This window comes from Nocardia sp. NPDC050799 (assembly GCF_040654015.1).
Lineage (GTDB): Bacteria > Actinomycetota > Actinomycetes > Mycobacteriales > Mycobacteriaceae > Nocardia.
Map to the genome: position 1 here is coordinate 90198 of NZ_JBFAHF010000025.1, position 25384 is coordinate 115581.

Annotated in this window: 24 protein-coding genes and 1 tRNA gene; 10 read left to right on the forward strand and 15 right to left on the reverse strand. The window is 68.1% G+C overall.

The annotated features are described in order from the left end of the window. The first annotated feature begins 69 nt into the window (after positions 1 to 69). Positions 70 to 1317: an MFS transporter gene (locus AB0H42_RS24180; RefSeq protein ID WP_357059494.1), complete on the forward strand. Its 1248-nt coding sequence runs from the start codon at positions 70 to 72 to the stop codon at positions 1315 to 1317. A gap of 13 nt (positions 1318 to 1330) precedes the next feature. On the opposite strand, the gene AB0H42_RS24185 is transcribed toward AB0H42_RS24180, so the two are convergent. Together AB0H42_RS24185 and AB0H42_RS24190 are read right to left on the reverse strand one after the other, a co-directional pair. Continuing rightward, positions 1331 to 1543: a hypothetical protein gene (locus AB0H42_RS24185; RefSeq protein WP_357059496.1), complete on the reverse strand. Its 213-nt coding sequence runs from the start codon at positions 1541 to 1543 to the stop codon at positions 1331 to 1333. A 104-nt stretch (positions 1544 to 1647) separates the two neighbouring features. Continuing rightward, positions 1648 to 2625 carry a YdcF family protein gene (locus AB0H42_RS24190; RefSeq protein ID WP_357059499.1) on the reverse strand — a complete coding sequence of 326 codons (978 nt, stop codon included), beginning with the start codon at positions 2623 to 2625 and terminating at the stop codon, positions 1648 to 1650. Positions 2626 to 2891: 266 nt separating this feature from the next. Between AB0H42_RS24190 and AB0H42_RS24195 the strand changes: the two genes are divergently transcribed. Next, entirely contained in the window at positions 2892 to 3377 is a 486-nt protein-coding gene (locus tag AB0H42_RS24195; protein WP_357059502.1) for a hypothetical protein, read from the forward strand. Positions 3378 to 3555: 178 nt separating this feature from the next. Here AB0H42_RS24195 and AB0H42_RS24200 read toward each other — a convergent pair whose 3' ends face one another. From AB0H42_RS24200 to AB0H42_RS24225, 6 genes are read right to left on the reverse strand one after another with little or no spacing between them, the layout of a single operon-like run. Continuing rightward, positions 3556 to 5076 carry a CoA-acylating methylmalonate-semialdehyde dehydrogenase gene (locus AB0H42_RS24200; RefSeq protein ID WP_357059504.1) on the reverse strand — a complete coding sequence of 507 codons (1521 nt, stop codon included), beginning with the start codon at positions 5074 to 5076 and terminating at the stop codon, positions 3556 to 3558. Then, positions 5073 to 6200 (reverse strand): zinc-binding dehydrogenase, encoded by a 1128-nt coding sequence (locus tag AB0H42_RS24205; protein ID WP_357059507.1) that lies wholly within the window; start codon positions 6198 to 6200, stop codon positions 5073 to 5075. The genes AB0H42_RS24200 and AB0H42_RS24205 overlap by 4 nt, the downstream gene beginning before the upstream one ends. 9 nt (positions 6201 to 6209) lie before the next feature. Then, on the reverse strand, positions 6210 to 7484 hold the full coding sequence (locus AB0H42_RS24210) for an MFS transporter (protein ID WP_357059509.1): 1275 nt from the start codon (positions 7482 to 7484) through the stop codon (positions 6210 to 6212). After that, on the reverse strand, positions 7481 to 8338 hold the full coding sequence (locus AB0H42_RS24215) for a fumarylacetoacetate hydrolase family protein (RefSeq protein ID WP_357059512.1): 858 nt from the start codon (positions 8336 to 8338) through the stop codon (positions 7481 to 7483). The genes AB0H42_RS24210 and AB0H42_RS24215 overlap by 4 nt, the downstream gene beginning before the upstream one ends. An 11-nt stretch (positions 8339 to 8349) precedes the next feature. Continuing rightward, positions 8350 to 9003, reverse strand: a complete 654-nt coding sequence (locus AB0H42_RS24220; RefSeq protein WP_357059515.1) for a hypothetical protein — start codon at positions 9001 to 9003, stop codon at positions 8350 to 8352. Continuing rightward, complete coding sequence (locus AB0H42_RS24225) at positions 9003 to 10031, reverse strand: NAD(P)-dependent oxidoreductase (RefSeq protein WP_357059518.1); 1029 nt, start codon at positions 10029 to 10031, stop codon at positions 9003 to 9005. Before AB0H42_RS24225 ends, AB0H42_RS24220 begins: the two co-directional genes overlap by 1 nt. Before the next feature lie 126 nt (positions 10032 to 10157). Between AB0H42_RS24225 and AB0H42_RS24230 the strand changes: the two genes are divergently transcribed. Then, positions 10158 to 11333, forward strand: a complete 1176-nt coding sequence (locus AB0H42_RS24230) for a helix-turn-helix domain-containing protein (RefSeq protein ID WP_357059520.1) — start codon at positions 10158 to 10160, stop codon at positions 11331 to 11333. A 44-nt stretch (positions 11334 to 11377) separates the two neighbouring features. On the opposite strand, the gene AB0H42_RS24235 is transcribed toward AB0H42_RS24230, so the two are convergent. After that, entirely contained in the window at positions 11378 to 11722 is a 345-nt protein-coding gene (locus AB0H42_RS24235) for a hypothetical protein (protein ID WP_357059523.1), read from the reverse strand. Between the two features lie 334 nt (positions 11723 to 12056). Then, positions 12057 to 12998: a helix-turn-helix transcriptional regulator gene (locus tag AB0H42_RS24240; RefSeq protein WP_357059525.1), complete on the reverse strand. Its 942-nt coding sequence runs from the start codon at positions 12996 to 12998 to the stop codon at positions 12057 to 12059. Between the two features lie 159 nt (positions 12999 to 13157). On the opposite strand from AB0H42_RS24240, the gene AB0H42_RS24245 reads away from it, so the two are divergent. Continuing rightward, positions 13158 to 13463: a hypothetical protein gene (locus AB0H42_RS24245; RefSeq protein WP_357059528.1), complete on the forward strand. Its 306-nt coding sequence runs from the start codon at positions 13158 to 13160 to the stop codon at positions 13461 to 13463. A 491-nt stretch (positions 13464 to 13954) separates the two neighbouring features. Here the strand turns inward: AB0H42_RS24245 and AB0H42_RS24250 are convergent, their stop codons facing one another. From AB0H42_RS24250 to AB0H42_RS24270, 5 genes are all read right to left on the reverse strand, one after another. Continuing rightward, positions 13955 to 14446 carry a hypothetical protein gene (locus AB0H42_RS24250; protein WP_357059531.1) on the reverse strand — a complete coding sequence of 164 codons (492 nt, stop codon included), beginning with the start codon at positions 14444 to 14446 and terminating at the stop codon, positions 13955 to 13957. Positions 14447 to 14663: 217 nt separating this feature from the next. Continuing rightward, a tRNA-Val gene (locus AB0H42_RS24255) sits at positions 14664 to 14738 on the reverse strand. A 31-nt stretch (positions 14739 to 14769) separates the two neighbouring features. Then, positions 14770 to 15234 (reverse strand): peroxiredoxin, encoded by a 465-nt coding sequence (locus tag AB0H42_RS24260; RefSeq protein WP_063059853.1) that lies wholly within the window; start codon positions 15232 to 15234, stop codon positions 14770 to 14772. 66 nt (positions 15235 to 15300) lie between these two features. Further along, on the reverse strand, positions 15301 to 15723 hold the full coding sequence (locus AB0H42_RS24265) for a DUF3052 domain-containing protein (RefSeq protein ID WP_030524044.1): 423 nt from the start codon (positions 15721 to 15723) through the stop codon (positions 15301 to 15303). A gap of 129 nt (positions 15724 to 15852) precedes the next feature. Beyond that, positions 15853 to 16407, reverse strand: a complete 555-nt coding sequence (locus AB0H42_RS24270; RefSeq protein WP_357059533.1) for a hypothetical protein — start codon at positions 16405 to 16407, stop codon at positions 15853 to 15855. Between the two features lie 244 nt (positions 16408 to 16651). On the opposite strand from AB0H42_RS24270, the gene aceE reads away from it, so the two are divergent. From aceE to AB0H42_RS24300, 6 genes are all read left to right on the forward strand, one after another. After that, complete coding sequence (gene aceE, locus AB0H42_RS24275) at positions 16652 to 19462, forward strand: pyruvate dehydrogenase (acetyl-transferring), homodimeric type (protein ID WP_357059562.1); 2811 nt, start codon at positions 16652 to 16654, stop codon at positions 19460 to 19462. Between the two features lie 10 nt (positions 19463 to 19472). Beyond that, on the forward strand, positions 19473 to 20807 hold the full coding sequence (locus AB0H42_RS24280) for a helix-turn-helix domain-containing protein (RefSeq protein ID WP_357059536.1): 1335 nt from the start codon (positions 19473 to 19475) through the stop codon (positions 20805 to 20807). 128 nt (positions 20808 to 20935) lie between these two features. Then, positions 20936 to 21850, forward strand: a complete 915-nt coding sequence (locus AB0H42_RS24285) for an ACP S-malonyltransferase (RefSeq protein ID WP_357059539.1) — start codon at positions 20936 to 20938, stop codon at positions 21848 to 21850. Positions 21851 to 21979: 129 nt separating this feature from the next. Beyond that, positions 21980 to 22282 carry a meromycolate extension acyl carrier protein AcpM gene (gene acpM, locus AB0H42_RS24290; RefSeq protein WP_030524039.1) on the forward strand — a complete coding sequence of 101 codons (303 nt, stop codon included), beginning with the start codon at positions 21980 to 21982 and terminating at the stop codon, positions 22280 to 22282. A 10-nt stretch (positions 22283 to 22292) separates the two neighbouring features. Next, entirely contained in the window at positions 22293 to 23543 is a 1251-nt protein-coding gene (locus tag AB0H42_RS24295; protein ID WP_357059541.1) for a KasA/KasB family beta-ketoacyl-ACP synthase, read from the forward strand. 124 nt (positions 23544 to 23667) lie between these two features. Beyond that, positions 23668 to 25101, forward strand: a complete 1434-nt coding sequence (locus tag AB0H42_RS24300) for a carboxyl transferase domain-containing protein (RefSeq protein WP_357059544.1) — start codon at positions 23668 to 23670, stop codon at positions 25099 to 25101. Positions 25102 to 25384 lie beyond the last annotated feature (283 nt).

Consider the following 25384-nt stretch of genomic DNA (forward strand, 5'->3'; position numbering starts at 1 on the left):
TGAGCCGATCGCCGCCGTTTTCGCGCCCGAATTTTGCACTGATCATTACAAAACTCAGGAGAGTTTCCCGTGCCACCGACCCTCCCCGCCGCGCGCACCGCCGCGGTCCCCGCCGCCGTCTACGTTCTGGCCGCCGGCATTTTCGCCATGGTGACCAGCGAATTCGCGGTCGCCGGCCTGATGCCGCAACTGGCCGAGAGCCTGCACACCGGCATCGACCGAATCGGCTACCTGGTCACGGTGTTCGCCGCCGCCATGGCGCTCGGCGGCCCGGTACTCGTCGCGGCGTTGCTGCGGATTTCCCCGAAACCCGCGCTCATGATCGTCTTCGCGATCTTCCTCGCCGGAAACCTCTTGGCGGCCCTTGCCTCCTCGTACGCGGTGATGGTGGTCGCCCGGATCGTCACCGGTGTCGCCGCCCAGGCATTCTTCGGTCTCGCGGTATCGCTGTGCATGCGGCTGGTCGACGAACAGTTCCGGGGCCGCGCGGTCTCCGTGGCGATGAGCGGACTCATGCTGGGCACCCTGCTCGGACTGCCACTGGCCACCTTCATCGGCGGCCGCATCGGCTGGCAAGCGGCCTTCTGGACGGTGGCCGTGCTCACCGCGTTCGCCGCCGCCCTCACCCTGGCCTTCGTCCGCGACCCGGGCCGGCCGGGCGCCGGAGACGACACGGCCGCCGCGTCTCCGGCCGCCGAACTCCGTGCTTTCCGCAGCCCCCAACTGCTGCTCGCTCTCGTCTCCAGCACCCTGATCATCGGCGCGACCTTCTCCGTCTTCAGCTTCCTCACCCCGGTACTCACCCGGATCAGCGGATTCGCCGACAGCGCGGTGCCCCTGCTGCTCCTGGCCTACGGTGCCGCGACCGTGGTGGGCAATGCCGTCGTGGGCCGCTTCGCGGATCGCCACACCGTCGCCACGCTGCTGATCGGCACACTGCTCAATATCGTGTTCCTCACCGGTTTCGCGGCCTGGACCGACTTCAAGCCCACCGCAGTGGTGTTCATTCTCGGAATCGGGCTCGTCGGCGTGACGATGAACCCGGCCATGGCCGTGCGGGTGCAGCGCGCGGGCGGCACCGGGGTTCTGGTGAACACGGTGCACACCTCCTTCATCACACTCGGCGTGATCCTCGGCTCGGCCGTCGGTTCGAGCCTCCTGCCCGGCCACGGACTCCGGGCGCCGCTGGTCCTCGGAATCGTGCTCGCCGTACTCGCGTTCGCCGTGATCCTGCCGGCCCTGCGCTCCCCGTACCTGCGCCACGGCGCCGGCCCCGAGCCGGCCGTGCGGGAGCCGGACCGGTACGTGCACGCCTGAGTTTTCGGTAGCGTCACAGTTTCTTCGCTCCGTACCACTGAGTTCCTCGCGTCAGGCCCTCGCCGAGCTTCGGGTTGTCACCCGCCAGTGCGACCAGTTCCTGGGGCGAGGGGAACTCGGCCGCCGGTCCGGCGAAACGCGCTTCGATGTCTTCCAGCAGCGCTGTGTCGGCCGCACTCGGTGGTCGGTGGAGGCGGCTCCCTTTGTCGTCACCGAAGAATGGCACGATGGCGTGGTCCGGACCACGCCATCGTGGTCGAGACGAGGCCGCCGGGACCACCGTGAGGTGGTGTCGAGCACAGGCACGGTGGTGTCGTCGTTCCGCCGTGTTCAGAAACGTTTTCCGGTCGGGCGGAATACTTCGGCGAGTCTGTCGTAGGTGTCGCGGATGTGGTCGGGGACGGCCTGGGCGACGATATGGCCTTCGGCGGGGTAGTCGTCGAGACGTTTGATCTCACCCATGATCGCGGAGGCGGTCTCGCCCGGCGGCGCGGCCCTGGCGGCGTCGGTCCGCATGCCGTAGCGCAGGAAGTTCTCCACCGAGACGTCGGCGGTGATGACGGCCGCGTGCTCGACATCGGGGCCCTGCTTCATGATCGTGGCCCAGACTCGCCGCGCGTGCTGCGGTGTGCACACGCCGATGACCGAACTGACCGCTCTGCCATTTTCCCGGAGCAACTCCAACGAGTTGGTCGCGTTCTCACCGGTATTCCTGGCCGCCCGATCCTCCAGGATGCGGTGGGCGCCCAGGCCCACCTTCTCGGCCTGTGTCCGGAACCGCACCGCTTCGGGAACCGTGTCGCCCTTGCCCGGGTCCGCGTAGCCGGAGAACACCACAGGGACATCGGTCAGTCCCCGATGCCGAACGAACCCGGTGAGTGCGGCCGCACCACCGATATCGGGACTGCCGAACATCAGTACGCCCCCGTACTCCAGGGAGGGGTCGAACGTCCACTTCGGGTCGTGGCGCAAGAAGTCCCAGATGGTGCCGAGATCGGCTATTGCGCGGTCGGTGTCCACCCCGCGATCACGCAGACCCTGCAACCACTCGGTGTATGCGGGCTCCCAGCGGTCGCCGTGCACATGGCCGTCCCGGATCAGCGCCCGTGCGGTCGCGTCGACGGGGACCGCCCCATCATGGTCGGTCCGGAGCAGGCCGTGGGCCAAGGCCCGCCCCGCATCCGCCAGCTGCGAGACTCGCGAGCTGGTATCGGCAGCGCCTGTGGTCGCCGACTGCGCGGCCCGTTCGGCCGCCTGGCGCATGAATTCCGCCGGATCGCCCGGGCCGGGTCCCCCTGCTCGACCCATCACACCCTTTCGACCCCGGACGCCACTGCGGACATATCATCGCAAAGCGGATATCACAGCCTTTCTCGTCGTTGGAAAGTGTTGCGTTGGAAGCCTTCTGGATTTGGGTGCGGTGGATGGATTCTGGCCGAGTCCGTTCGGTGGCAGTCGCGCGACCACGCCGTCGAACGCTCGGCGATCCGGCGACAAACGTTGTGCGCGAGTCCGGCTCGCGTCCATGGATGGCATACTCGGCCTCGCGTGAACGCGACCGGGGGAGATGAACATTGACAGCATCGAACGCCGTCGACATCACCGAACTCGGTGTGATCGGCACGACGAAGTTCTCGTTGGCTTCGACGAATCGCCCGTGGGAACTCGATATCGATACGATCGCGGTGTCGGTGGGAGCCGGGGTCGGCTCGCTCGGGAGTGCGTTACGCGAGGCATATCCGGACGCGGCCTGGAGCTCGATCCGGTACGAACTGATCGACGCCTGCCGTCCACGACTCTTCGCGCTCTTGTCCACGAGGCCGGAACAGGCGCTGCTGGTCAACCCTCGTGAGTCCGGTGGTGACGAGGGCGCGTTGTCGGACGACATCCTCCGGCTGGGCCGTCCGCGAAGCCATCCGGACCGCGGTCGGCGGCGGCACGAGGATTCTCGGCCTGCCACTGTTCACGGCCGGGATCCTGAACCGGCCCGAGACGGAGATCGCGGCGGTGGTGGTCGCCGCCGCAGCGGATCCGCGTCGGATCCGCCCGAGCAGCGATAAAGAGGACGTCTTACGTGGGTGTAATTCGTTGTCCGGCGCGGATCCGGAAGTAACGAGCCGACACCGGCGACGCGGCCGCGCCCGGCGACTCGGCTGGGCGAGGCCGCCTTGTCGGCGGTGGTACGACGGCAGCCGGCCCGCAAGATCGTGCGGTCCCCGGCGCGCCGGTCACCGTCGATCAGGTGTTGCGGGGGAAGCCCAGGTTGATGCCGCCGTGGCTCGGGTCGAGCCAGCGGGTGGTGACAACCTTGCCGCGGGTGAAGAAGTGGAAGCCTTCGCTGCCGTGTGCGTGGGTGTCACCGAACAACGAGTTCTTCCAGCCGCCGAACGAGTAATACGCCATCGGGACCGGCACCGGCACGTTGATGCCGAGCATCCCGACCTCGACCTCGCTGCGGAACTTCCGTGCCGCACCGCCGTCGTTGGTGAAGATCGCCGTACCGTTGCCATACGGGTTCGCGTTGATCAGCTCCACGGCCGTATCGTAGGTGCCGACGCGGACCACCGCGAGCACCGGGCCGAAGATCTCGTCGGTGTAGATCGACATGTCCGGGGTGACGTGGTCGAACAAGGTGGGCCCGACGAAGAAGCCGTCGCCCTCGGCATCGAAGGTGCCGGTCCGGCCGTCCACGACGAGGGTGGCGCCCGCGGCGGCACCGGCATTGATGTAACCGGAGACCCGTTCCCGGGCCGCCTCCGTCACGAGCGGGCCCATATCGCAGCCCCGGCGCCCGTCCCCCGTGCGCAGGTCCCGGGCACGGGTGGCGATCTTGTCGACGAGCGCGTCCGCGACCTCTCCCACGGCTACCACGACCGAGATCGCCATGCAGCGCTCCCCGGCTGAGCCGAAGCCGGCGTTGATCGCCTGGTCCGCGGCCAGATCCAGATCGGCATCCGGTAGGACCACCATATGGTTCTTCGCTCCGCCGAGCGCCTGCACGCGCTTGCCGTGGGCGGTGCCGGTCTCGTAGACGTACCGGGCGATCGGAGTCGATCCTACGAAGGAGATCGACTTGACGTCCGGGTTGGTCAGCAGGGCGTCGACGGCAGTCTTGTCTCCGTTGAGGACGTTGAACACACCGTCGGGCAGGCCCGCCTCCTGCCACAGCTCCGCCAGCCACAGCGCCGCGGTCGGCACTTTCTCGGAGGGTTTGACCACCACCGTGTTCCCCGCGGCGATCGCCACCGGGAAGAACCACATCGGCACCATGGCCGGGAAGTTGAACGGCGAGATGATCCCGACGACGCCGAGGGGCTGGCGGATCGACTCCACGTCCACGGCGGTGGAGGCGTTCTCGGTGGCAGAGCCCTTCAACAGATGTGGAGCACCACAGGCGAACTCCACGACCTCCTGACCCCGGGCCACCTCCCCGACGGCGTCGGAGAGAACCTTGCCGTGCTCGGAAGTGATGATCGCGGCCAATTCGTCGGCCCGTTCGTCGAGCAGTTGGCGGAAGCGGAACAGGATCCGGGTGCGTTTGGCCAGTGAGGTGTCCCGCCATCCCGGGAACGCCGCCTTAGCCGCCGCGACGACCTCGGCGGCCTCTTCCGCCGAGGCCAGCGGCACCTGGGCGGTCACCTCGCCCGTCGCGGGATCGGTGACCGGTCCCAGTGAGTCAGCGGATCCCGCCACCGGCTTCCCGGCGATCCAGTGATGGAGCCGGCGGACCGCGGTTCGCTGAGAGTTGAGTGTCTTCATGCGTTCTCTCCCATGTGGACGATCGCGCGGCCACGGATTCGTCCGTCCCGCAGATCGGTGAATGCCTCGTTGACCCGCTCCAACGGGTACCGCCGAGTGACGGTGTCCGGCAGCGACAGTGCCCCTGTCGCCGCCGATCCGACGACGGCGGGCAGGTCCACCCTGGTCCGTGCACCGAACGAACCGATGATCCGGACCCCGCGCCGGACCAGCGGGGTGATCTCGACAGCGGCACTGGCGGCCCCCGCCGCGATCCCGACAGCGACCATCCGGCCGCCGTCGCCGACCATCCGGACCGCCTGCTCGAAGGTCTGCGGCAGCCCGAGCACTTCGAAGACCACATCGGCGCCGCGGCCGCCGAGGATGTCCTGCACGGCGGAGACCGGATCGGTGTCCCGCGAGTTCACGACGTGGTCGGCGCCGAGACCGCGCGCCGCGGTGAGCTTGTCCGCGTCGACGTCGACGGCGATCACGGTGGTGGCGCCGCGTTCCTTGGCGAGCTGGATGATGCTGGACCCGACACCGCCCACTGCCACCACGACGACGGTTTCGCCCGCCTGCAGTGCGGCCGCGTTGTGCACGGCCCCGTAGGCGGTGAGGCCCGCGCACCCCAGGACCGCGGCGGACTCGGCGTCGAGGCCGTCGGGTAGCGGGGCCAGTGCGGTGACCGGGACGACCGCGTACTCGGCGAACCCGGCCATCGAGTACATGGCCAGCGGGGTGCCGTCGGTGCGGTAGAGCCGGGTGCTGCCGTCGTAGAGCACCCCCCGGAGCCGGTTCTGCCCGAAGAACTCGCTGCACATATCGTCCCGGCCGCGGCCGCAGGCCCGGCAGCTGCCGCACGGCATGATGAACGCACCGACCACCTGCCGGCCGACCTGTACCGTCGTGGAGGTGGTGTCCGGGCCCAGTTCCACGACCTGCCCGGAGATCTCGTGGCCCAGTACCGCCGGCGCCGGGAAGTTTACTTCGCCCTTCATCACGTGCAGGTCGGTATGGCAGACGCCGCACGAGGAGACCCGCACCAGCGCCTCCCCGCGCCGCGGCGAGGGCCGCCGGATTTCTTCCAACCGGAAGGGTTCGTCCGCGCGTTCCCACACCGCGGCGAGCATTGTGTCCGTCATCGTCTCTCCCTACTGATCTGCGCTGATGATCTTGTTCACGGTCTCCGGCACGAACTGGCAGCCGATCAGCCCGACGATCGCGCCGATACCGCCGAGCGCGAGCGCGTACCGCAGGTCTCCGCCCGCGAACGACAACGTGGCCAGCGGGAACAGCCCGGAGCCGACACCGCGCGCGACGTAGTAGGTGGCGCCGGAGCCGAAGGCGCGGAAGCGCGTCGGGTAGTACTCGGAGATCCAGGTGCCCAGTACGCCGAAGCCCGCGTAGCCGATCGCCGGTCCCATCAGTGCGATGATCGCCAGCAGGGGGCTGCCGGAGGCCAGCAGTGCGAAGGCGCCGAAACCCAGCACGCCCACGACGCCCGCACCCAGCGTCGCCTTCCGCCGGCCGACCCGGTCCGACGCGGCGCCGGCCACGACGTACGAGGCGATTCCGAGCAGTGTCCCGAGGGTCAGGACCAGCGTCGACGTCGCGAGGTCGGCTCCGACGACCTCGCGCAGGAAGGTCGGGGCGAAGGTGATGTAGGAGTAGCTGGCCGCGAACACGCCCGTGGTACAGAGGGTGAGGAACAGACCGCCGCGGACGAGGGCGGCGTCCGGGCGGCCCCGGGGTGCACCGTCGGCGGATACGCTCGGAGCCGATCGGGCGGCCTGCCAGACTTTCGACTCCGGCAGCCAGATCGCGGCCGCCGCCGCGATCAGCAGGCAGCCGAGGCCGATCCCGATGAATCCGGACCGCCAGCCGGAGTCCGAGCCGAGAGCCGAGATCGTCGTGTAGAGCACGAGCTGGGTGATCAGCGTGCCCGCGATGAACATGCCCTGCAGCACCGAGCCCATCAGCCCCCGCTTCGGAGACTTCCAGCTCTCCGCGAACATCGAGAAGATCACGCCGAACGCCCCGCCCATCGCCAGGCCGGCGACCACGCGAGTCGCGGTGAACAGCTCGAAATCGGTGATGAACCCGCCCGCCACCGCGGCGACCGAGTACAACCCTGTGAACGTCACGTAGGTCAGCCGGCGGCCGTACCGGTCGGCGAGCCAGCCGAACAGGAAGCCGCCCGCGATGGACGCCAGCGATTGCAGGGTGATCACGCCGACAACGGCCTGACTGCTCACCGAGAACGAAGCCGCCAGGTCCCGTAGCGGGAAGCTCAGCAGGTTCAGTTCCATGCTCTCGATGAGCGCGCCGACGATCGCGAAGGCGAGGATAAGTCTGCGCTGACGCGGGGTGTAGGCGCTGGCCGCGGTCACCGCGGCCGCGGTCACCCGCCCGGTCTGTGTGGTCATATCCTGGGACCCTTCGTCGTTGGAGGGAGGAGTGTGTGGCGCATGGTGCCGATGCCCTCGATGGTGGTTTCGAGCACCTCGCCGGGGTGCAGGTAGAGCTGAGGCGTGCGGCCGAGGCCGACACCCTCGGGGGTGCCGGTGAAGATCAGGTCCCCGGGCAGCAGGGTGACCACACCGGAGAGCCACGAGACGAGCTGCGGGATGGAGAACACCAGGTCGGAAGTCCGGGAGTCCTGGCGGACCGCACCGTCCACAGTGGTCACGACCCGGAGGTCGTCCGGGTCCGCCAGCTCGTCGGGAGTGACCAGATACGGGCCGATCGGCGCGAACCCCGGGTAGGACTTGCCCATGCTGAACTGTGGCGGCGCGCCCGCGTTCTGCAGGGTACGGTCGGAGAGATCCTGTCCCGCGGTCAGTCCGGCGACGTGGGACCAGCCGTCGGCCTCGGTGACATTGCGCGCCTCGGTGCCGATGACGGCGACCAGCTCCACTTCCCAGTCCACGGTGGGCCCGCTGAGCACGATCTCCCCGGCCGGCCCGGTGATCGCGCTGGGAAACTTGGTGAACACCAGTGGCTGGGTGGGGACCGGTAGCCCGGACTCGTGGGCGTGGCGTGTGTAGTTCAGCCCGATCGCGAAGACCTGGCGGGGCCGCGGGACAGGCGGGCCGAGGTCCTCGGGCGTGAACGCCACCGCGTCGCCGTGCGCGGTCGTGGCCCACTCCCGGAAAGTTACCCAGTCGTCGAAGGCGGTCTGTGGGTCCGGGCCGAACTCGCCGTTGCTGGCGGTTGCGACATCGAGGGCGCCGGCTGGCGTGAGCAGGGCCAGACGGTCGTGGACGGTGGCGATCCGCACAGCGGTCTCCTTCAGTTCGATCGGAGCTCGAACACCAGCTCGAACTCACGGGCAATGGTGGGTAGGTCGGCGGCCAGGTCCTGCGGACCGACCCCGGTGTGTGGCTCGAGCAGCAACAGCGCACTCTCGGCGTGCTGCTGGGAGGCGGTGTCGCGCCCCTCGGCGGTGGCCGACTTCGCGGCGCTGACAGCGGCGTCGGGCTCGTACAACGAGCCGGCGTGCAGGCGGTGCTCGGCGATCAGCCGGGGCACCGTGGCCCGCAGGGCTGCCCGGTCCGCCGCCGGATCCAGTTCGGCGGCGAGCACCCGGCCGGTGGACCCCGCCCCGAAGACGGCGGTGGTCCGAGCCGCGCACCGGCGGAATTCCTTGAACAGCGGGACGACGCGGCGCGTCAGCTCGGTCGGTGTGTTCAGCTTGGCCAGGTAGGGTGCGGAGGAGAGCACGTCCACGTCGTCGGTTTCGTAAACGGTCAGAAAGTCCGTCGAGGTGTCCGAGACGGGGTGGCTCGCCACGAACCGGCGGGCCCGGCGGAAGCCGGGCGTGGACACCCGCTCGGGGAGGTGCTCGTAGCTGTACCAGTCGTCGAACAGCGGCACATCGGTGTTCTCGACGGTCAGCCAGTTGATCATCGCCCCGGTACCCAGGACGGTCTCGAAGCCGCCCATCAGAACGCCCCGTCCCGCTGCTGGAACTTGGTCGGCTTGCCGATGGTGGGCCCGGCCTTCACCACCCAGTCGGCGACCATGTCGATCATGTCGGCCAGCGTGGTGCTCGGGAAGCCGAAAGCTGTCTGCAGCTCGGTGCCGTCCATGACGTACGCGGTGCCGGTCTCCGTGCCCTCGAAGACGGGCGCGCGGCCGAATCGCTCACCGAACAGTTCGGCCAGCCTTCGGACGGAAGCGATTTCCGGGCCGGTGATGTTGAGCTTGCGGGGCGGGGAGTCCGCCAAGTGCAGTGAGCGGATGGCGTACGCGGCGACGTCTCGCTGCCAGATTACGCTGGCGTGGCCCATCGCCAACGGGATCGGGATGCCCCCGTACACGGCTGCGGCGATCTCCTGCAACACGCCGTAGCGTGTCTCGATCGAATAGCCGAGCCGGAATTGCAGCACCGGGGTCCCGTGCTTGCGGGAGAAGTACTCGAACATTCGTTCGCGTCCCACACAGGATGCGGCGTACTCGCCGACGATTCCGGGCCAGTCGGCCTCCCGGGACCCGCCGGTGGCGACGTCCGCGAGGGGGTAGGTAACCAGGGTGGAGAAGCTGACGATCCGCGAGTCGCGGTACCGCTGCGCCACCCGTCCGGGCAGGTAGGTGTTCATCATCCAAGTGAAGTGCTCGTTGCCGACGGTTCCGAACTTGTTGCCCGCCATGTAGATCACGTTGGCGGCGTCCGGGAGCGCGGCGAGCTGCTCGTCGTCGGTGAGATCCGCCGGGACCGGCCGCACCCCGTACTGCTCCAGCGTGGCGCGAGCGGCGGGATCGGAGAACCGCGCCACCCCGTGGACCGTTTTGTCGATCCCGGCCTCCCGAATTGCCCGCGCGGCCATCCCGGCCACGCTCGGGCCGATCTTGCCGCCGACCCCGAGTATCACGATGTCGCCCTCCAGCCGGGCGATATCGTCGACCACCTCGGGGGTGGGAGTGGTGAGGGATTCCTCGAGCGCGGTGATGTCTGCTGCGATGTCGGCCACCGTCGGCCCTCCTTTGTGAGTACGCGTCGTCGGCGTACCCGTCGGCGCCGACAGATCCACCCTCGCATTGTGTGTCCTCTTGGAGCTATGGCCCGATTCCGACATATGTGGCCGTAGGATTTTATGGTGCTCCCACAATCGCCGTACTCGCCGGATCTCGACGTGCTGACCACACGGGCTGCCACGCGGATGTGGCACGTCTACCCCGGCTACGTCGAGGAGCGGTTCTCCTACGCCGAACTGATCCCGTCGGTGCGCGAGAACCTGGAACTCGCGGTGCGCGTAGCACACCGCGGTGGCGGGCCCACCGAAGAGGAGCGACGCCCCGCCCGGGAGCTCGGCGCGCGCCGAGCGAACCAGGAGGTGCCGTTGGAGTCGATCATCCAGGCGTACCGGCAGACCGAGCGGGTGCTCGTGCTGGATCTGGTGGCGCACGCGGGCGCGGCGGCGGAGACCTATGCCGACCTGGTAATTTCCTGCTTCGACGCGCTCACCGACGCGATGATCAACTCCTACTGGGACACCTCGAGCGCCATCGAGGCCGAACGCCGCCGGGTTGCCGATGAACTGGTCACCTCGCTGGCCCGCGGCCTCGATGTGAGCCCTGCCCGGTTCGACCGCTGGGCGCGGACACTCGGTATCGGGACGCACGGCCGATGGATCGCGGCGGCGGTCCGGGACCGCGGGGAAGCGGGCGCGCAAACCCTGCAGCGCAGACTGCCGCGATTGTGGCGGGGCCGGTTCCGTCACATCGTGATGGCCGATGTGGAGGATGCGCTGCTGATCCTCGCCTGCCACTCCGCGGGCGACGATGAGGCCCGTGCCGGGTTGCGCGCCGTACTGACCACGGCGAGCGGCGCCGTGCCGTTGATCTGCGGGATCGGGGACGCCGCCGACTCGCTGGCCGCCAGCACCGGCTCGTGCCGGCAGGCCCTGGAGGCGGTACAGGTCGCGGCTACGCGGGCGGACGGGCCGGTGACGGTCGTCGAGTACCGGGAGGCACTGGTGGACATCATGCTCGGTGGACACATCGTGGCGGCGGATGCGCTGTACGACGCGGTGATCGGGCCGCTGCTGAGCCGCCCCTACCTCATCGAAACCCTGGAAACTCTGCTGGCCGAGAACCTCTCCCAGTCCGCGACTGCCCGGGCCCTCTACCTGCACCCGAACACCGTCAACCACCGGGTGCGCCGGATTCAGGAGCTGACCGGCCGGAACCCGACGACGTTCCCCGACATTGTCGAGATCGCGCTGGCCCTGCGGAGGCGGCGGTTGCGGGCTCACCGAGAGCACACAGCGTGACGGGACGGCACTGTGACTGCCATCTCCGACGGCGGTGCGCAAATCTACACCGTCGTCGGCGACGACGCCCGCGGCACCGCCTGGCCCTGAAGATGGTTGCCCGCCACCAATGACCAAATCCCGCGCTGCGGCCCACCGGATGTGAGAAGCCTGTTCGAGCGCGGCAGGTGACCGGCGATCCGGCACGTACCGACCTCCAGCGCTTGCCGCAGCGCGGCGCTGCGAGCCTGTGCGGCACCGCCACTGCGAGCAGATCCGCGAGGCGGCCAGCTCGTGACCCGGATCGGCCGGTCAGTCTTGTAGCGGCGCAGCGCATCCCCAACGACGCGGGTGTACGTCTCGCGGGCGGCGAAGCCTTCGATGGCGATCTCGGACGCGCCCACGTCCAACGCCGGTTCCACCGCACGCCTTCGCCCGCTGTTCAGAGGTCATCGCCGCGCCGAGCTCGCTGGTCTCCGCGACGGCGGGAATGTTGATGTGGTCCCACACGTCGGCTTCAGGATGGTGGGCGCAGAGGGGTTCGAACCCCCGACCGCTGGTGTGTAAATTGCCGGTTCTGCGTAGACGGCTTTTCATGGCCGCTTACGCAGATTCCCGGAATTGCCCGTCTACCAGCGCGCATCATGCACGCTGGTGTACTCCGCTTCATGCGTCCTCATACGGTTACAGTCCGCTTCTGCGGACCGGTTGCGGACTGTGCGGACTCCCGCGCGGGCACCATGCCTACCCGCCGATCGGGCTCATGTCCGGGTCGACACGGCGCAGCGCGGACGCGAGCCATTCGGTCCGGAGGTGCTCTGCGGGCATATCGGCCAGTCCGTCCGCCGCTTCCGCTGCGGCGCTGGCCGTGTCTCCCAGTATCGACAGCACCCCTGCCCGCTGGACACCGCCGAAACCGGGCGTCCACCAGTACATCGCCTCCGGCGGTTCCACACCGTCCGCCGCCTCGGTGGCCGCGTCCGCCTCGGCAAGGGCGATACGGGCATGCCGCGTCTCGCCACGGGCGGCAAGCAGTTCGGCCCGGCGCATCCTGGCGTAGGCGACAAGGACAGGGTGAGCGCCTCGGACGGCCAGCGCCGCGTCTGACAAGGCGATCACCTCGGCGTAATCGCCGGTCGCGCTCCACGCGACGTATCCCGCGAAACCGAGGCTGTGCACGAGCCGGTCCGGGTCGCCGGACCCGGCGGCAAGCTCCACGGCCGTGGACAGGCTGCGCCGGGCTGCGGCGTCCGCACCCACCGCGTGTTCAAGCCAGCCCCGATACTGGGTGACCTCGGACGCCAGTGCCGACGCGGCAGCGGAGTGCGCAGTTCGCGCGGACTGTGCGAACTCCTCGGTCATCGTCGCCATACCGCGCACTGCCGGGAGTACCGCGAGCGCGCCTGTCGCATCCTCGATCCGGCGCGTTGCCGAGAGCATCACGGCCACGTCGGACAGGGCCCTGGTGTCCACGCTCGCGGCCGAGCGCGCAACGGTGGTCAGTCGGCCCAGGTCCGTGGTCCCGAGCACTCGTTCATAGGCGGTGGTGACCCCGGCGGGTATAGGGCGTTGTCCGGTCTCGATAGCCGATAGGTAGGTCTTGCTGTAGAAGGTCCGTTCCGCCATCGAGCGCAGAGAGATACCCGCCGCCTCACGAGCGGCTCGCATGAGTGCCCCGGTTTCCACCACTCCAGCGTAAACGGGCTGCGGACACCTGTGGACGCCGAAACCGTAGGCGCGCGAACCCTGTACGCATAGCGTCGAATTCGGCCCTGCCGCCGGGTGAATTCCTCGGCGGCAGGTGCACACCACCGACCGCAGGGGACACAGGGACAGGGGCACCCGATGCGCAACCGGCCGACCGCACTCGGATACGTAGATCTGGACATCAGCACGTCTATGGCATGGGACCGGGCACAGGTCCAGCGTCTGGCGCGTCATCTCGGCTACCTGGTGATCTGGCCGGAAGTAGTGTCCGTGCTCCCGCTGTCCGACCAGGTGCGCGCGGCCGACGTGGACGCCGTGGTGATGCCCGGCCCGCACCACCTCGGCCCGCTGGAGTTGAACCGGATAATGGACGTCGCCGACTTGGAAACGGTGCTACCCCGGTTGTCCTTCGCGCGCTGGTCGGTACTGGTGGGCGGGCGTTGATCGCGCTCGGCCTGGTCGTGGCGGCCGGTATTCCGCTGGCCGTGCTAGTGCTGGCCGTGGTCCTACCCGTACCCGGCGATCGGCCCGCCGAGCGAGATGGACACAGCGACAAGAGGTTTCGGCGTCGATAGGCGGCCAGAAACGGCCCTTCGGGGAAATAACCGCAGGTCAGGGCCCATATTTGACTGTAAGCCGTGTGTGGCGGTCCTAGGTGGGTGTGAGACAGGCCGTAGGCCCATGAAAAGGGTTGTGCCACTGTGTGTTACGCCGGAACGGCCAATTTTGCGCGGGTGGGTTTACAGCAGGGTTGCGGGAACGGTGTGGCGCGCCGCTGGGAACGCGCTTTCGCTCAATTTCTGCGGCCCATCCATTGCAGACCCTTCTGCCTCCGACGCGTATTCATCCCGACCCATCTGGAACAGCCGCTGAAGGAACTGTGCGCCGGGCGCGACGGTGGCGAGTTCGTATCCACCGCGGCATCGGGCACCGCGCTACGGCGGAACAACTTCGCGAAGCGGGTGCTCGCCCCGGCGACCGAACTCGCCGGTATCGACAGTGCGGTGACCCTGCACTCTCTCCGGCACAGCTTCGCGTCGATTCTGCGCACGAACGGGGAGGACCTGAATCACGGTGGTACGGACGGCCGTGCCGGAGCCGTCCTTGTCCAGTCGCAAGGTCGCGGTCACCGTACCGTCGTGGTTGTCGAACACCGGATCGGTGACGCCGTACACGGCCCGTGGATTGTCCTGCAGCGCCTTGTACATATCGGGAATCGCCTGCGCGAACGCCTCCCCGTCCGCGATCAGCGCGGTCCGCTCGGAATCCGGCAGCGCCGGATCCAGTGCCCGTTTGATCTGCCCGTCCAGTTCGGCGGCCGTCGGGAGCGAGCGTGACGCGAGCTCCTGCGAGGTCGCCGCCGCGGACGAGGACAGCGTGCGCACCGAGTCCTCCCACAGGGTCAGATCCAAGAGTGGATGGGGCATTCCTCCATCAAGCTCACCGGCGACCTGTACGGGCACATCTTCCCGGCCGTGCGCCGCCAGTCGCGGGCCGCTCTGGACGCGGCATTCAAGACGGACTAGCCCGGACTGAGGGCGCATGAATTGGGGTGAAGTTCTGGCGCTGCGGACTGGTTGCGGACCAGACCGGCAGTGGGAATCGGGCGAGAGTGGGTAAACCGGCCCTGACCTGGGTCGGAACTGGTGGGCGCAGAGGGGTTCGAACCCCCGACCGCTGGTGTGTAAAACCAGAGCTCTACCGCTGAGCTATACGCCCGGACCCCCGGACGGTGTCCGAGGGGAACGGTCTATGAATCTAGCGCGGCGAGCGCTTTCTCCCAAGCCGCCTGGTCACGGGGCTCTCCGGGGCCGTTCATCTCCGCGAAACGGATGATTCCCTCGCGGTCCACGACGAAGGTGCCGCGGTTGGCGAAACCCGTCACGTCGTTGAAGACGCCGTACTGCTGGGCCACCGCGCCGTGCGGCCAGAAGTCCGACAGCAGCGGGAAGGTGTAGCCCTGTTCGGCCGCCCAGATCTTGTGGGTGGGCGGCGGGCCGACGGAGATCGCGAGGATCTCGGTGTTGTCGTTCTGGAACCGCGGCAGCTCGTCGCGGACCTTGCACAGCTCGCCCTGGCAGATGCCGGTGAAGGCGAGCGGGTAGAACACGATCAGGACATTCTTCTCGCCGCGGTAGTCCGACAGCGAGACCTCCTGATTGTTCTGGTCCTTGAGGGTGAACTCCGGCGCCTGGGCACCGACCTCTAGGGGCATGAGGATCCTCCAAATCTCGGGTGCGCGCACCCCGTGGCGCGGGGCGCGCGTACAGCTATGGGCGGCTCAGCGCTGCTTGGTGGGGGCCTTGGGCTGCACCAGACGGCTGGCGGACCATTCGCCGAGTTTGATGGCGGAGGTCTGGGTGAGCCCCGCGGTGGGTGCGGCCTCGGCGATCTCACTGGGATCGACATGGCCGTCGTTACCGGTCTTGGGGGTGAGCACCCAGATGAAGCCGTCGTCGGCGAGCGGGCCGATCGCCTCCATCAGCTCGTCGACCAGGTCCCCGTCGCCGTCCCGCCACCACAGCAGGACGACATCGATGACCTCGTCGGAGTCCTCGTCCAGCAGTTCACTGCCGGAGGTCTCCTCGACGTCGGCCCGGAGGTCGTCGTTGGTGTCCTCGTCCCAGCCCAGCTCCTGGACAACCATGCCGTGGGTGATGCCAAGCTTCTGAGCGAAATTCTGATCGTCCGCCGCGGCGACCACGGTGGCGTCCTCCTCAACTCCCGACTACAGATATCTGCAAGCGAACATGGTTATCGGCCCTAACGCAAGCCGATCGGGTGGATCGAATTTTCTATGTCGCGGGAAACCGCTGGTGACGGGCGATCCGGATTACTTGGGGCAGGCATCGCGTACCGCGTTGCGCGCGTCGTTGACGCGCTTGCTGGCGTCGTTGAGCGGTCCGACGGGGGAGGCGTAGGTCATCTCCCGGGTGGCCTGGGCGAGGGCCCGGGCCGAGTCGACGTAGGCGACGAACTTCGTCCGCAGTTCGTCGGGCAGCTGCGCGCCCGCGGTGTTCACTCCGCCCTCGACCTGTTTGGCGGCGTCCTCGAGCGCGGTCACGGCGCCGTCGCGTTTGGCGTCGTAGTCGGGGGCGTCGTTGTCGTGGGCGTCGACGAACTCGTTGTACTTGCTCACCCCGACCCCGGTGGTGCCCGGGAAGAGGGTGCAGTTGTCGGAGATGGCCTTGTCCCGGGCGGCCGCGATCTGCGACGAGGTGGCGGCGGCGGACGAGGAGGAGGCGTATGCGCGATAGGAGGTCGCCTCGGCGGCGTTCGGCGTCGCGATACCTTCGACCTGCTGTGCGCACCCGGCCACGGCGGCGCCTGCCACCAGGGCCGTCGCGGCGCACACCAGCCCGAACCGGCGCGGGTCCAGCCCTTCCATCGTCCTCCCCGACTCCTCGGTAACCGCAGTGAGACGTGCCTGTCGAACGGTACTGGATCGGCGGCTGACATGATGATGTGGGACGTGCCACGCGAGTGCGCGGGTACGCCCGGAAAAGTCGTCACGAGTGATCCGCACACCAGCGGGCCATTCGGGGTCACCGCAGCCATCAGCTCGACCACCCCCTGTACGAGGAGCAGTTTTGACCGATCTGATCCACTCTGGCGTCCCGGCGGAATCCGCTGTGCCGGGTTCCGCTCCCACCCCTCGCGACGCCAACGGCTCGCCCGCCGGTGGCCGAGTCCGTGTGATTCGTGAAGGAGTGGCGTCTTACCTACCGGATATAGATCCGGAGGAAACCAGCGAATGGCTCGAGTCGTTCGACGAGATGCTCGAGCGCGAAGGTCCCGGCCGGGCCCGTTACCTGATGCTCCGGATGCTCGAACGCGCCGGTGAGCGGCGGGTCTCCATTCCTTCGCTGACGTCCACCGATTACGTCAACACCATCCCGACCGAGAACGAGCCCTGGTTCCCCGGCGACGAGGAGACCGAGCGGCGCTTCCGGGCCTGGATCCGCTGGAACGCGGCGATCATGGTGCACCGCGCGCAGCGCCCGGGTATCGGCGTCGGCGGGCATATCTCCACCTACGCGTCCTCGGCGGCGCTCTACGAGGTCGGGTTCAACCATTTCTTCCGCGGCAAGGACCATTCCGGCGGCGGCGATTCGATCTTCATCCAGGGTCACGCCTCGCCCGGTATCTATGCTCGCGCCTTCCTCGAGGGCCGGCTGAGCACCGATCAGCTCGACGGTTTCCGCCAGGAGTACAGCCACGGCGGCCTCGGCAAGGGCCTGCCCTCGTATCCGCATCCGCGGCTGCTGAGCGATTTCTGGGAATTCCCGACGGTGTCGATGGGCCTGGGCCCGATGAACGCCATCTACCAGGCGCGGTTCAACCACTACCTGCACGATCGCGGGATCAAGGACACCTCCGATCAGCATGTGTGGGCGTTCCTCGGCGACGGCGAGATGGACGAACCCGAATCGCGCGGTCTCGCCCATGTGGCGGCCATGGAGGGTCTGGACAATCTGACCTTCGTGGTGAACTGCAACCTGCAGCGCCTCGACGGCCCGGTCCGCGGTAACGGCAAGATCATCCAGGAACTGGAGTCGTTCTTCCGCGGGGCCGGCTGGAATGTCATCAAGGTGATCTGGGGCCGGGAGTGGGACGCGCTGCTGGGCGCCGACCGCGACGGTGCGCTGGTGAACCTGATGAACACCACGCCCGACGGCGACTACCAGACCTACAAGGCCAACGACGGCGCCTACGTCCGCGACCATTTCTTCGGCCGTGACCCGCGCACCAAGGCGCTGGTGCAGGATCTGTCGGACCAGGAGATCTGGAACCTCAAGCGCGGCGGTCACGACTACCGCAAGGTGTACGCGGCCTACGCGGCGGCGCTGGCGCACAAGGGCCAGCCGACGGTGATCCTGGCCAAGACCATCAAGGGCTACACCCTCGGTAAGCATTTCGAGGGCCGCAACGCGACCCACCAGATGAAGAAGCTGACCCTGCAGGACCTCAAGGACTTCCGCGACCTGCAGCGGATCCCGATCAGCGATGCCGAGCTGGAGAAGGATCCGTACCTGCCCCCGTACTACCACCCGGGCCCGGAGACCAAGGAGATCCAGTACATGCTGGATCGCCGCAAGGCGCTGGGCGGGTTCCTGCCGGAGCGGCGTACGAACATCGCACCGCTGAAACTGCCCGGTGACGAGGCGTACAAATCGGTACGCAAGGGTTCGGGCAAGCAGAACGTGGCGACCACCATGGCGCTGGTGCGGCTGATGAAGGAACTGCTGCGCGACCCCGAGATCGGCAAGCGCATCGTGCCGATCATCCCGGACGAGGCCCGCACCTTCGGTATGGACTCGTGGTTCCCCTCGCTGAAGATCTACAACCGCAACGGCCAGCTCTACACCTCGGTCGACGCGGAACTGATGCTCGCCTACAAGGAGAGCGCGGTCGGGCAGATCCTGCACGAGGGCATCAACGAGGCCGGTTCCACCGCGTCGTTCACCGCGGTCGGTACCTCCTACGCCACCCACGGCGAGCCGATGATCCCGCTCTACATCTTCTATTCGATGTTCGGGTTCCAGCGCACCGGCGACGGGCTGTGGGCCGCGGCCGATCAGCTCGCCCGCGGGTTCGTCCTCGGCGCGACGGCCGGCCGGACCACCCTGACCGGTGAGGGCCTGCAGCACAACGACGGCCATTCGCTGCTACTGGCGGCCACGAACCCGGCCGTGGTCTCCTACGATCCGGCGTTCTCCTTCGAGATCGCCCATATCGTGCGCGACGGCCTGCGCCGGATGTACGGCGGTACGCCGGGCGTGGACGGGTTCGGTGGGGAGAACATCTTCTACTACCTCACCCTGTACAACGAGCCCTACCAGCAGCCCGCCGAGCCCGAGGGTCTCGACGTGGACGGTCTGCTCAAGGGCCTGTACCTGTACAAGAAGGGTGGCGCCGGTGATGTCCGGGCGCAGATCCTGGTCTCCGGTGTCACCGTGCCCGACGGTCTGCGGGCCCAGCAGTTGCTGGCCGACCACTGGGGTGTGGCCGCCGACGTCTGGTCGGTGACCTCCTGGGGTCAGCTGCGCCGGGAGGCCCTCGAACTCGAGATCGAGGCGCTGCACCACCCGGGTGAGGACGCGGGGCAGCCCTACGTGGCCCGGGCGCTGGCCGATGCGCAGGGCCCGTTCGTGGCCGCTACGGACTGGATGCGCGCGGTACCGGATCAGATCCGGAAATGGGTTCCGGGCGATTTCACCACGCTGGGCACCGACGGATTCGGGTTCTCCGATACCCGGCCGGCCGCACGCCGGGTGTTCAATGTCGACGCGGAATCCATCGTGGTCGCCGCTTTGGCCGGACTGGGCCGGATCGGCAAGCTGGATCCGGCGAAGGCCGCCGAGGCCGCCGCCCGGTACCGCATCGACGATGTGTCGGCCGCGCCGGAGTTCACCGCCGGCGGCGCCGGAGACGCGGAGTGACGGCGGTTCGATGATCGAACGCAGACCACCCCGTCCGCGCCGGGTCTCCGACGGCTCCAGCGAGCACGAGGTGTACCTGCCGACCGGCGCGCTGTCGCCGAACCGGCAGACCCGCGACCCACTACCGGACACGCTGCTCAGACGCGTGAAGCAGTTCTCCGGGCGGCTGTCCACCGAAGCCGTGGGGTCGATGCAGGATCGGCTGCCGTTCTTCGCCGATCTGGACGCCGCGCAGCGCGCCGGTGTGCAGATGCTGGTGCAGACCGCGGTGGTCAACTTCCTGGAATGGCTCCAGGACCCGGATAGTGATATCCGGTTCAGCCTGGACGCCTTCCAGGTCATTCCGCAGGATCTGGCGCGGCGGCTGACGCTGCGCCAGACCGTGGACATGGTGCGGGTGGCCATGGAGTTCTTCGAGCAGTGGCTGCCGGCGCTGGCGCGTAACGATCGGCAACTGGTCGCGCTCACCGAGGCGGTTCTGCGATACGGGCGTGAGCTCGGTTTCGCGGCCGCCTCGGTGTACGCCAGCGCGGCCGAATCCCGGGGCGCCTGGGATACCCGGCTCGAAGCGCTGGTGGTGGACGCGGTGGTGCGCGGCGACACCGGTCCCGACATGCTCTCCCGGGCGGCCACCCTGAACTGGGACGCGACCGCCCCCGCGACGGTCCTGGTGGGTACGCCGCCGCGGGATCAGGGGGTGTCGGTGGTCGGCGCGGTGCACACCATCGCGGCCCGGCACGGCCGGGCGGCGCTGGCGGTGGTCCAGGGTGCCCGCCTGGTGATGGTGGTGAGCGGCACCCTGGGCGACACCCTGCACACCTCGCCGTTCATGGCCGATCTGCTCACCGAGGCATTCTCGGACGGCCCGGTGGTGATCGGACCGACCACGCGCACCCTCGGCGCCGCGCACAGCAGTGCCCTGGAGGCGCTCGCCGGGATGGAGGCGGTGATCGGCTGGCGGGAGGCTCCGCGCCCGGTGCACGCCATGGAACTACTGCCCGAACGGGCGCTGCTCGGCGATCGAGGTGCGGTCGACGCGCTCGTCGAGTACCTTGTCCTTCCGTTGGCTTCTGCCGGTGCCGCCCTCGCGGACACCCTGGATGCCTACCTGGAATGCGGTGGTGCGGTCGAGATGTGCGCCCGTCAACTGTACGTTCATCCAAATACTGTGCGGTATCGCCTGAAGCGGATCGGGGAAGTAACCGGTCGTGATCCGCTCAATCCGCGGGATGCGTATGTGTTACGAATCGCCGCCACCGTCGGTCGTTTGACACGAACGCGTAACGAATCGTCGTCACAAACCTCAGAGGACTCTTTTGTCCCATTGGACAAGGGCGGGCTGTAACGCGAACCCCAATTCGGTCGATCCGGACACACCACGCGGGCTTTTGTGGAGACCATACAAAAGCGGTCGGCAAGCTTCATCCACGTCGACATCTCGCAAAAGGGGTCTCACAGTGTTTTCTTAGGTACGTGATCGCGTTGTTCGCCCCTGGACAGGGCTCTCAGACACCCGGCATGCTCGCGCCCTGGCTCGACCTGCCCGGCGCTCGTGACCGCCTCGCACTGTGGTCGAAGGATTCCGGCCTGGATCTGATCCGGCTCGGGACCGAAGCGACCGCCGAAGAGATCACCGACACCGCCGTGACCCAGCCGCTCGTGGTGGCCGCCGCGCTGCTTGCCTTCGCCGAGATCGGCGATCGGCGGGTGCCGGTCGACACCATTGTGGCCGGCCATTCGGTGGGCGAACTCGCCGCCGCGGCGGTCGCCGGCGTGATCTCCGCCGACCAAGCAGTTACGCTGGCAGCCATCCGCGGTGCCGAAATGGCGAAGGCGTGCGCGCTGGAACCGACCGGCATGTCCGCGGTGCTGGGTGGCGACGAGGCCACCGTGCTGGCGCGGCTCGAAGAACTGGAACTGGTCCCGGCCAACCGCAACGCCACCGGTCAGATCGTGGCGGCGGGACGCTTGGACGCACTGGCCGAACTGGCCGCGAATCCGCCGGAGAAGGCCCGGGTACGGGCGCTTCCCGTGGCGGGCGCGTTCCACACCGAGTTCATGGCTCCCGCTCAACAGGCGGTGGCGGCGGCGATCGCCGAGATCACCCCGCACGAGCCGACTCGCCCGTTGCTGTCGAACGCCGACGGCAAGCCGGTCGAGTCCGGCGCGGACGCGGTGGCTAAGCTCGCCGCGCAGGTCACCCGGCCCGTCCGGTGGGACCTGTGCACCGAATCCGTCCGGCAGGCCGGTGTTTCGGCGGTGGCGGAGTTGCCACCGGCGGGAACCCTCGTCGGCATTGCCAAACGGGAGCTCAAAGGCACCCCGAACCTGGCGCTGAAGACCCCGGAGGACATCCCCGCGCTGGCCGAGCTCACGAGCTCCGGCTAGCTTGCCTACGGCCGTGTTTCCGACGAACCCTCGACGGGAGCACGGCACCGAAGCGACGTAACCGTGCGTCGTCTCGGCCCGAAGAAATATGTAGAGCCCTACCCGAGAAAATTAGAAGGGAGCCACGAAGTGGCCGCTCTGACCCAGGAACAAATCGTCGAGGAACTCGGCAAGATCATCGAAGAGGTTACGGGTATCGAACCCTCCGAGGTGACCGTCGAGAAGTCCTTCGTCGATGACCTGGACATCGACTCGCTGTCCATGGTCGAGATCGCGGTTCAGACCGAGGACAAGTACGGGGTCAAGATCCCGGACGAGGATCTGGCCAGCCTGAAGACCGTCGGCGACGCCGTCGCCTACATCCAGAAGCTCGAGGCGGAGAACGCGGACACCGCCGCCGAGCTCAAGGCCAAGTTCGACAACGCCGAGTAGGGCCGACACCGTGACCACTCCTTCCACCTTGAACGGGAACTTCCCGAATGTCGTCGTCACGAGCCTGGCGGCGTCCACGTCGATCGCGGGTGACGTCGATGCGACGTGGAAGGGTCTCCTCAACGGCGAGAGCGGTATCGACGTTCTCGAGGATTCCTTCATCGAGGAATACGACCTACCGGTCCGCATCGGCGGCCATCTGAAAGTTCGTCCCGACAGCCTGCTGAGCCGGGTCGAGATCCGTCGGATGGCCTATGTCGAGCAGCTCGCGACCGTGCTCGGCCGCGAGGTCTGGCGTAATGCGGGCAGCCCGGACGTCGATTTGGATCGGCTGGGTGTGGCCATCGGCACTGGACTGGGTGGCGGTGACGCGCTCATCGATTCGGTCGACAAACTGAAGAACGGCGGATATCGCAAGATTTCGCCGCTCGCTGTTCAGATGGTCATGCCGAACGGGCCGTCCGCCGTCGTCGGTCTCGAGCTGAAGGCCCGGGCAGGAGTGGTCACTCCGGTCTCGGCGTGCTCGTCGGGCTCGGAAGGTATCGCCAACGCGTGGCGCATGATCGTCATGGGCGATGCCGATATGGTCGTCACCGGCGGCGTCGAAGGTTTCATCGACGCCGTACCGATCGCCGCGTTCACCATGATGCGCGCGATGAGCACCCGCAACGACGACCCGAAGGGCGCCTCGCGTCCCTTCGACAAGGACCGCGACGGCTTCGTCTTCGGCGAAGCCGGCGCGCTCATGGTCCTCGAAACCGAGGAGCACGCCAAGGCGCGCGGTGCCACCATCCACGCCCGGCTGCTGGGCGCCGGTATCACCTCCGACGGTTTCCACCTGGTCGCACCGGACCCCGAGGGCACGGGCGCCGCCCGCGCCATGACCCGGGCCATGCAGACCGCGGGTCTGTCCAAGCAGGACATCACCCATATCAACGCCCACGCCACCGCCACCCCCATCGGTGACACCGCCGAGGCGAAGGCGATCAACAAGGCCGTCGGCAACCACGCCTCGGTCTACGCGCCCAAATCGGCGCTCGGACATTCCATCGGCGCCGTCGGTGCGCTGGAGTCCGTGCTCACCGTGCTGGCCATCCGGGACGGTATCGTGCCGCCCACCCTGAACCTGGAGAACCAGGATCCTGAGATCGACCTCGATGTGGTGAAGGGCGAAGCCCGGCGCCAGGAGATCGAGTACGCGATCAACAATTCGTTCGGTTTCGGTGGGCACAATGTCGCGCTCGCCTTCGGCCGGGCCTGACGGTCCGTCCGAACTGTTCGACGACCCATAGACGGGGCCGCCGGGTTTCTTCCGGGCGGCCCCGTCCGGGCTTCGACACCAAGTGGCCCGCGTTTCGGGCGCACATTTTCGAGGAGAGAACGCGATGACCACTATCGCTCCGGCCCGCCATCAGGAAACCGCGACCGATCCGCGTGATCCCCTCGGGCGGCTCCAGCGCTTCTTCGACCCCGGCACGGTGCTGCCGCTGCACGCGCGCGACAAGTCGGGTGTGCTCGCGGCCGTCGGTGAGGTCGACGGCGTCCGCACCGTCGCCTACTGCTCCGATGCCACCGTGATGGGCGGCGCCATGGGCGTGGAGGGCTGCCGGCATATCGTCGACGCGATCGACACCGCCATCGATTCCGGCGCGCCGGTGGTCGGTCTGTGGCATTCCGGTGGTGCTCGGCTCGCCGAAGGGGTGGAGGCCCTGCACGCGGTCGGCCTGGTGTTCGAGGCCATGGTTCGCGCCTCGGGCCGGGTTCCCCAGATCTCGGTGGTACTCGGTTTCGCGGCCGGTGGTGCCGCCTACGGTCCCGCGCTCACCGATATCGTGATCATGGCCCCCGAGGGCCGCGTTTTCGTCACCGGCCCCGATGTGGTGCGCAGCGTCACCGGCGAACAGGTCGATATGGCCACCCTCGGCGGCCCGGAAACCCACGGCAAGAAATCCGGCGTCACCCATATCGTCGCCGACGACGAAGCCGACGCCGTGCACCGCGCCCGCCGCCTGGTCTCCATGTTCGCCGAACAGGGCGAATTCGACCTCGTCGCCGCCGAGCACGGAAATGTCGACCTGCAGGCCATGCTGCCGGCCTCGGCCAAACGCGCCTACGACGTCAAACCGCTGGTGCACGAACTCCTCGACAATGTCGACGGCGAATCCAGCTTCGAAGAGCTCCAGGGCGGCTACGCCCGCTCCATGGTGACCGGCCTCGGCCGCCTGGCCGGCCGCACCGTCGGTGTCCTGGCCAACAACCCGCTGCGGCTGGGCGGCTGCCTGGACTCCAAAAGCGCCGAGAAAGCCGCCCGGTTCGTCCGCCTCTGCGACGCCTTCGGTATCCCGCTGGTCGTCATCACCGACGTCCCCGGCTACCTGCCCGGCGTCGGCCAGGAATGGGACGGCGTAGTCCGCCGCGGCGCCAAACTGCTGCACGCCTTCGCCGAAGCCCGGGTACCGCGGGTCACGCTGGTCACCCGCAAGATCTACGGCGGCGCCTACATCGCCATGAATGCCCGCTCCCTGGGCGCCACCGCGGTCTACGCCTGGCCGGGGTCGGAGGTCGCGGTGATGGGCGCGAAGGCAGCAGTCGGGATTCTGCACAAGAAAGCTCTGGCCGCGGCGCCGGAGGAAGAGCGGGAAGCGCTGCACGAACGGCTCACCGCCGAACACGAAGCCATCGCCGGTGGGGTGGAGCGGGCGGTAGCGATCGGGGTGGTCGACGAGGTCATCGACCCGGCGCATACGCGCAGCAAGATCGCGGCCGCGCTGGCGGCGGCGCCGTGCCGGGCCAGCCACCACAAGAACATCCCGCTGTGATTTCGGCGGTGCTTCCCGTGCTGGGGGCGGATACCGAGAAGGTGTGTGCGGTCGGTGCTCGCTGTTCACGTTCTGCATGCGGCACTGGGGCGGTAGCGGGCTGATCGAGTAGCCACACGGTGTGGCAGGTTCGACTGTTCGTGAAGGTGGAGTTGCGGGCTTGCTCGTGAAGGTGCTGTGTTTTTTGGCGCCGCCTGCGGCGGCGCGGGGTTGAGGCCCCCTTGGTCTCGCCGTTTCGGCCTCGAGACTCGCGCCTACGGCGCATGCGCTTCGAGGCCGAAAC

Coding starts and splice junctions, on each gene's coding strand:
- AB0H42_RS24245 (WP_357059528.1), top strand. CDS start 13,158: ATGCGCAACCGGCCGACCGCACTCGGATACGTAGATCTGGACATCAGC.
- AB0H42_RS24200 (WP_357059504.1), bottom strand. CDS start 5,076: ATGAAGACACTCAACTCTCAGCGAACCGCGGTCCGCCGGCTCCATCAC.
- AB0H42_RS24205 (WP_357059507.1), bottom strand. CDS start 6,200: ATGACGGACACAATGCTCGCCGCGGTGTGGGAACGCGCGGACGAACCC.
- AB0H42_RS24280 (WP_357059536.1), top strand. CDS start 19,473: ATGATCGAACGCAGACCACCCCGTCCGCGCCGGGTCTCCGACGGCTCC.
- AB0H42_RS24210 (WP_357059509.1), bottom strand. CDS start 7,484: ATGACCACACAGACCGGGCGGGTGACCGCGGCCGCGGTGACCGCGGCC.
- AB0H42_RS24250 (WP_357059531.1), bottom strand. CDS start 14,446: ATGCCCCATCCACTCTTGGATCTGACCCTGTGGGAGGACTCGGTGCGC.
- AB0H42_RS24220 (WP_357059515.1), bottom strand. CDS start 9,003: ATGGGCGGCTTCGAGACCGTCCTGGGTACCGGGGCGATGATCAACTGG.
- AB0H42_RS24190 (WP_357059499.1), bottom strand. CDS start 2,625: ATGGGTCGAGCAGGGGGACCCGGCCCGGGCGATCCGGCGGAATTCATG.
- AB0H42_RS24300 (WP_357059544.1), top strand. CDS start 23,668: ATGACCACTATCGCTCCGGCCCGCCATCAGGAAACCGCGACCGATCCG.
- AB0H42_RS24260 (WP_063059853.1), bottom strand. CDS start 15,234: ATGCCCCTAGAGGTCGGTGCCCAGGCGCCGGAGTTCACCCTCAAGGAC.
- AB0H42_RS24270 (WP_357059533.1), bottom strand. CDS start 16,407: ATGGAAGGGCTGGACCCGCGCCGGTTCGGGCTGGTGTGCGCCGCGACG.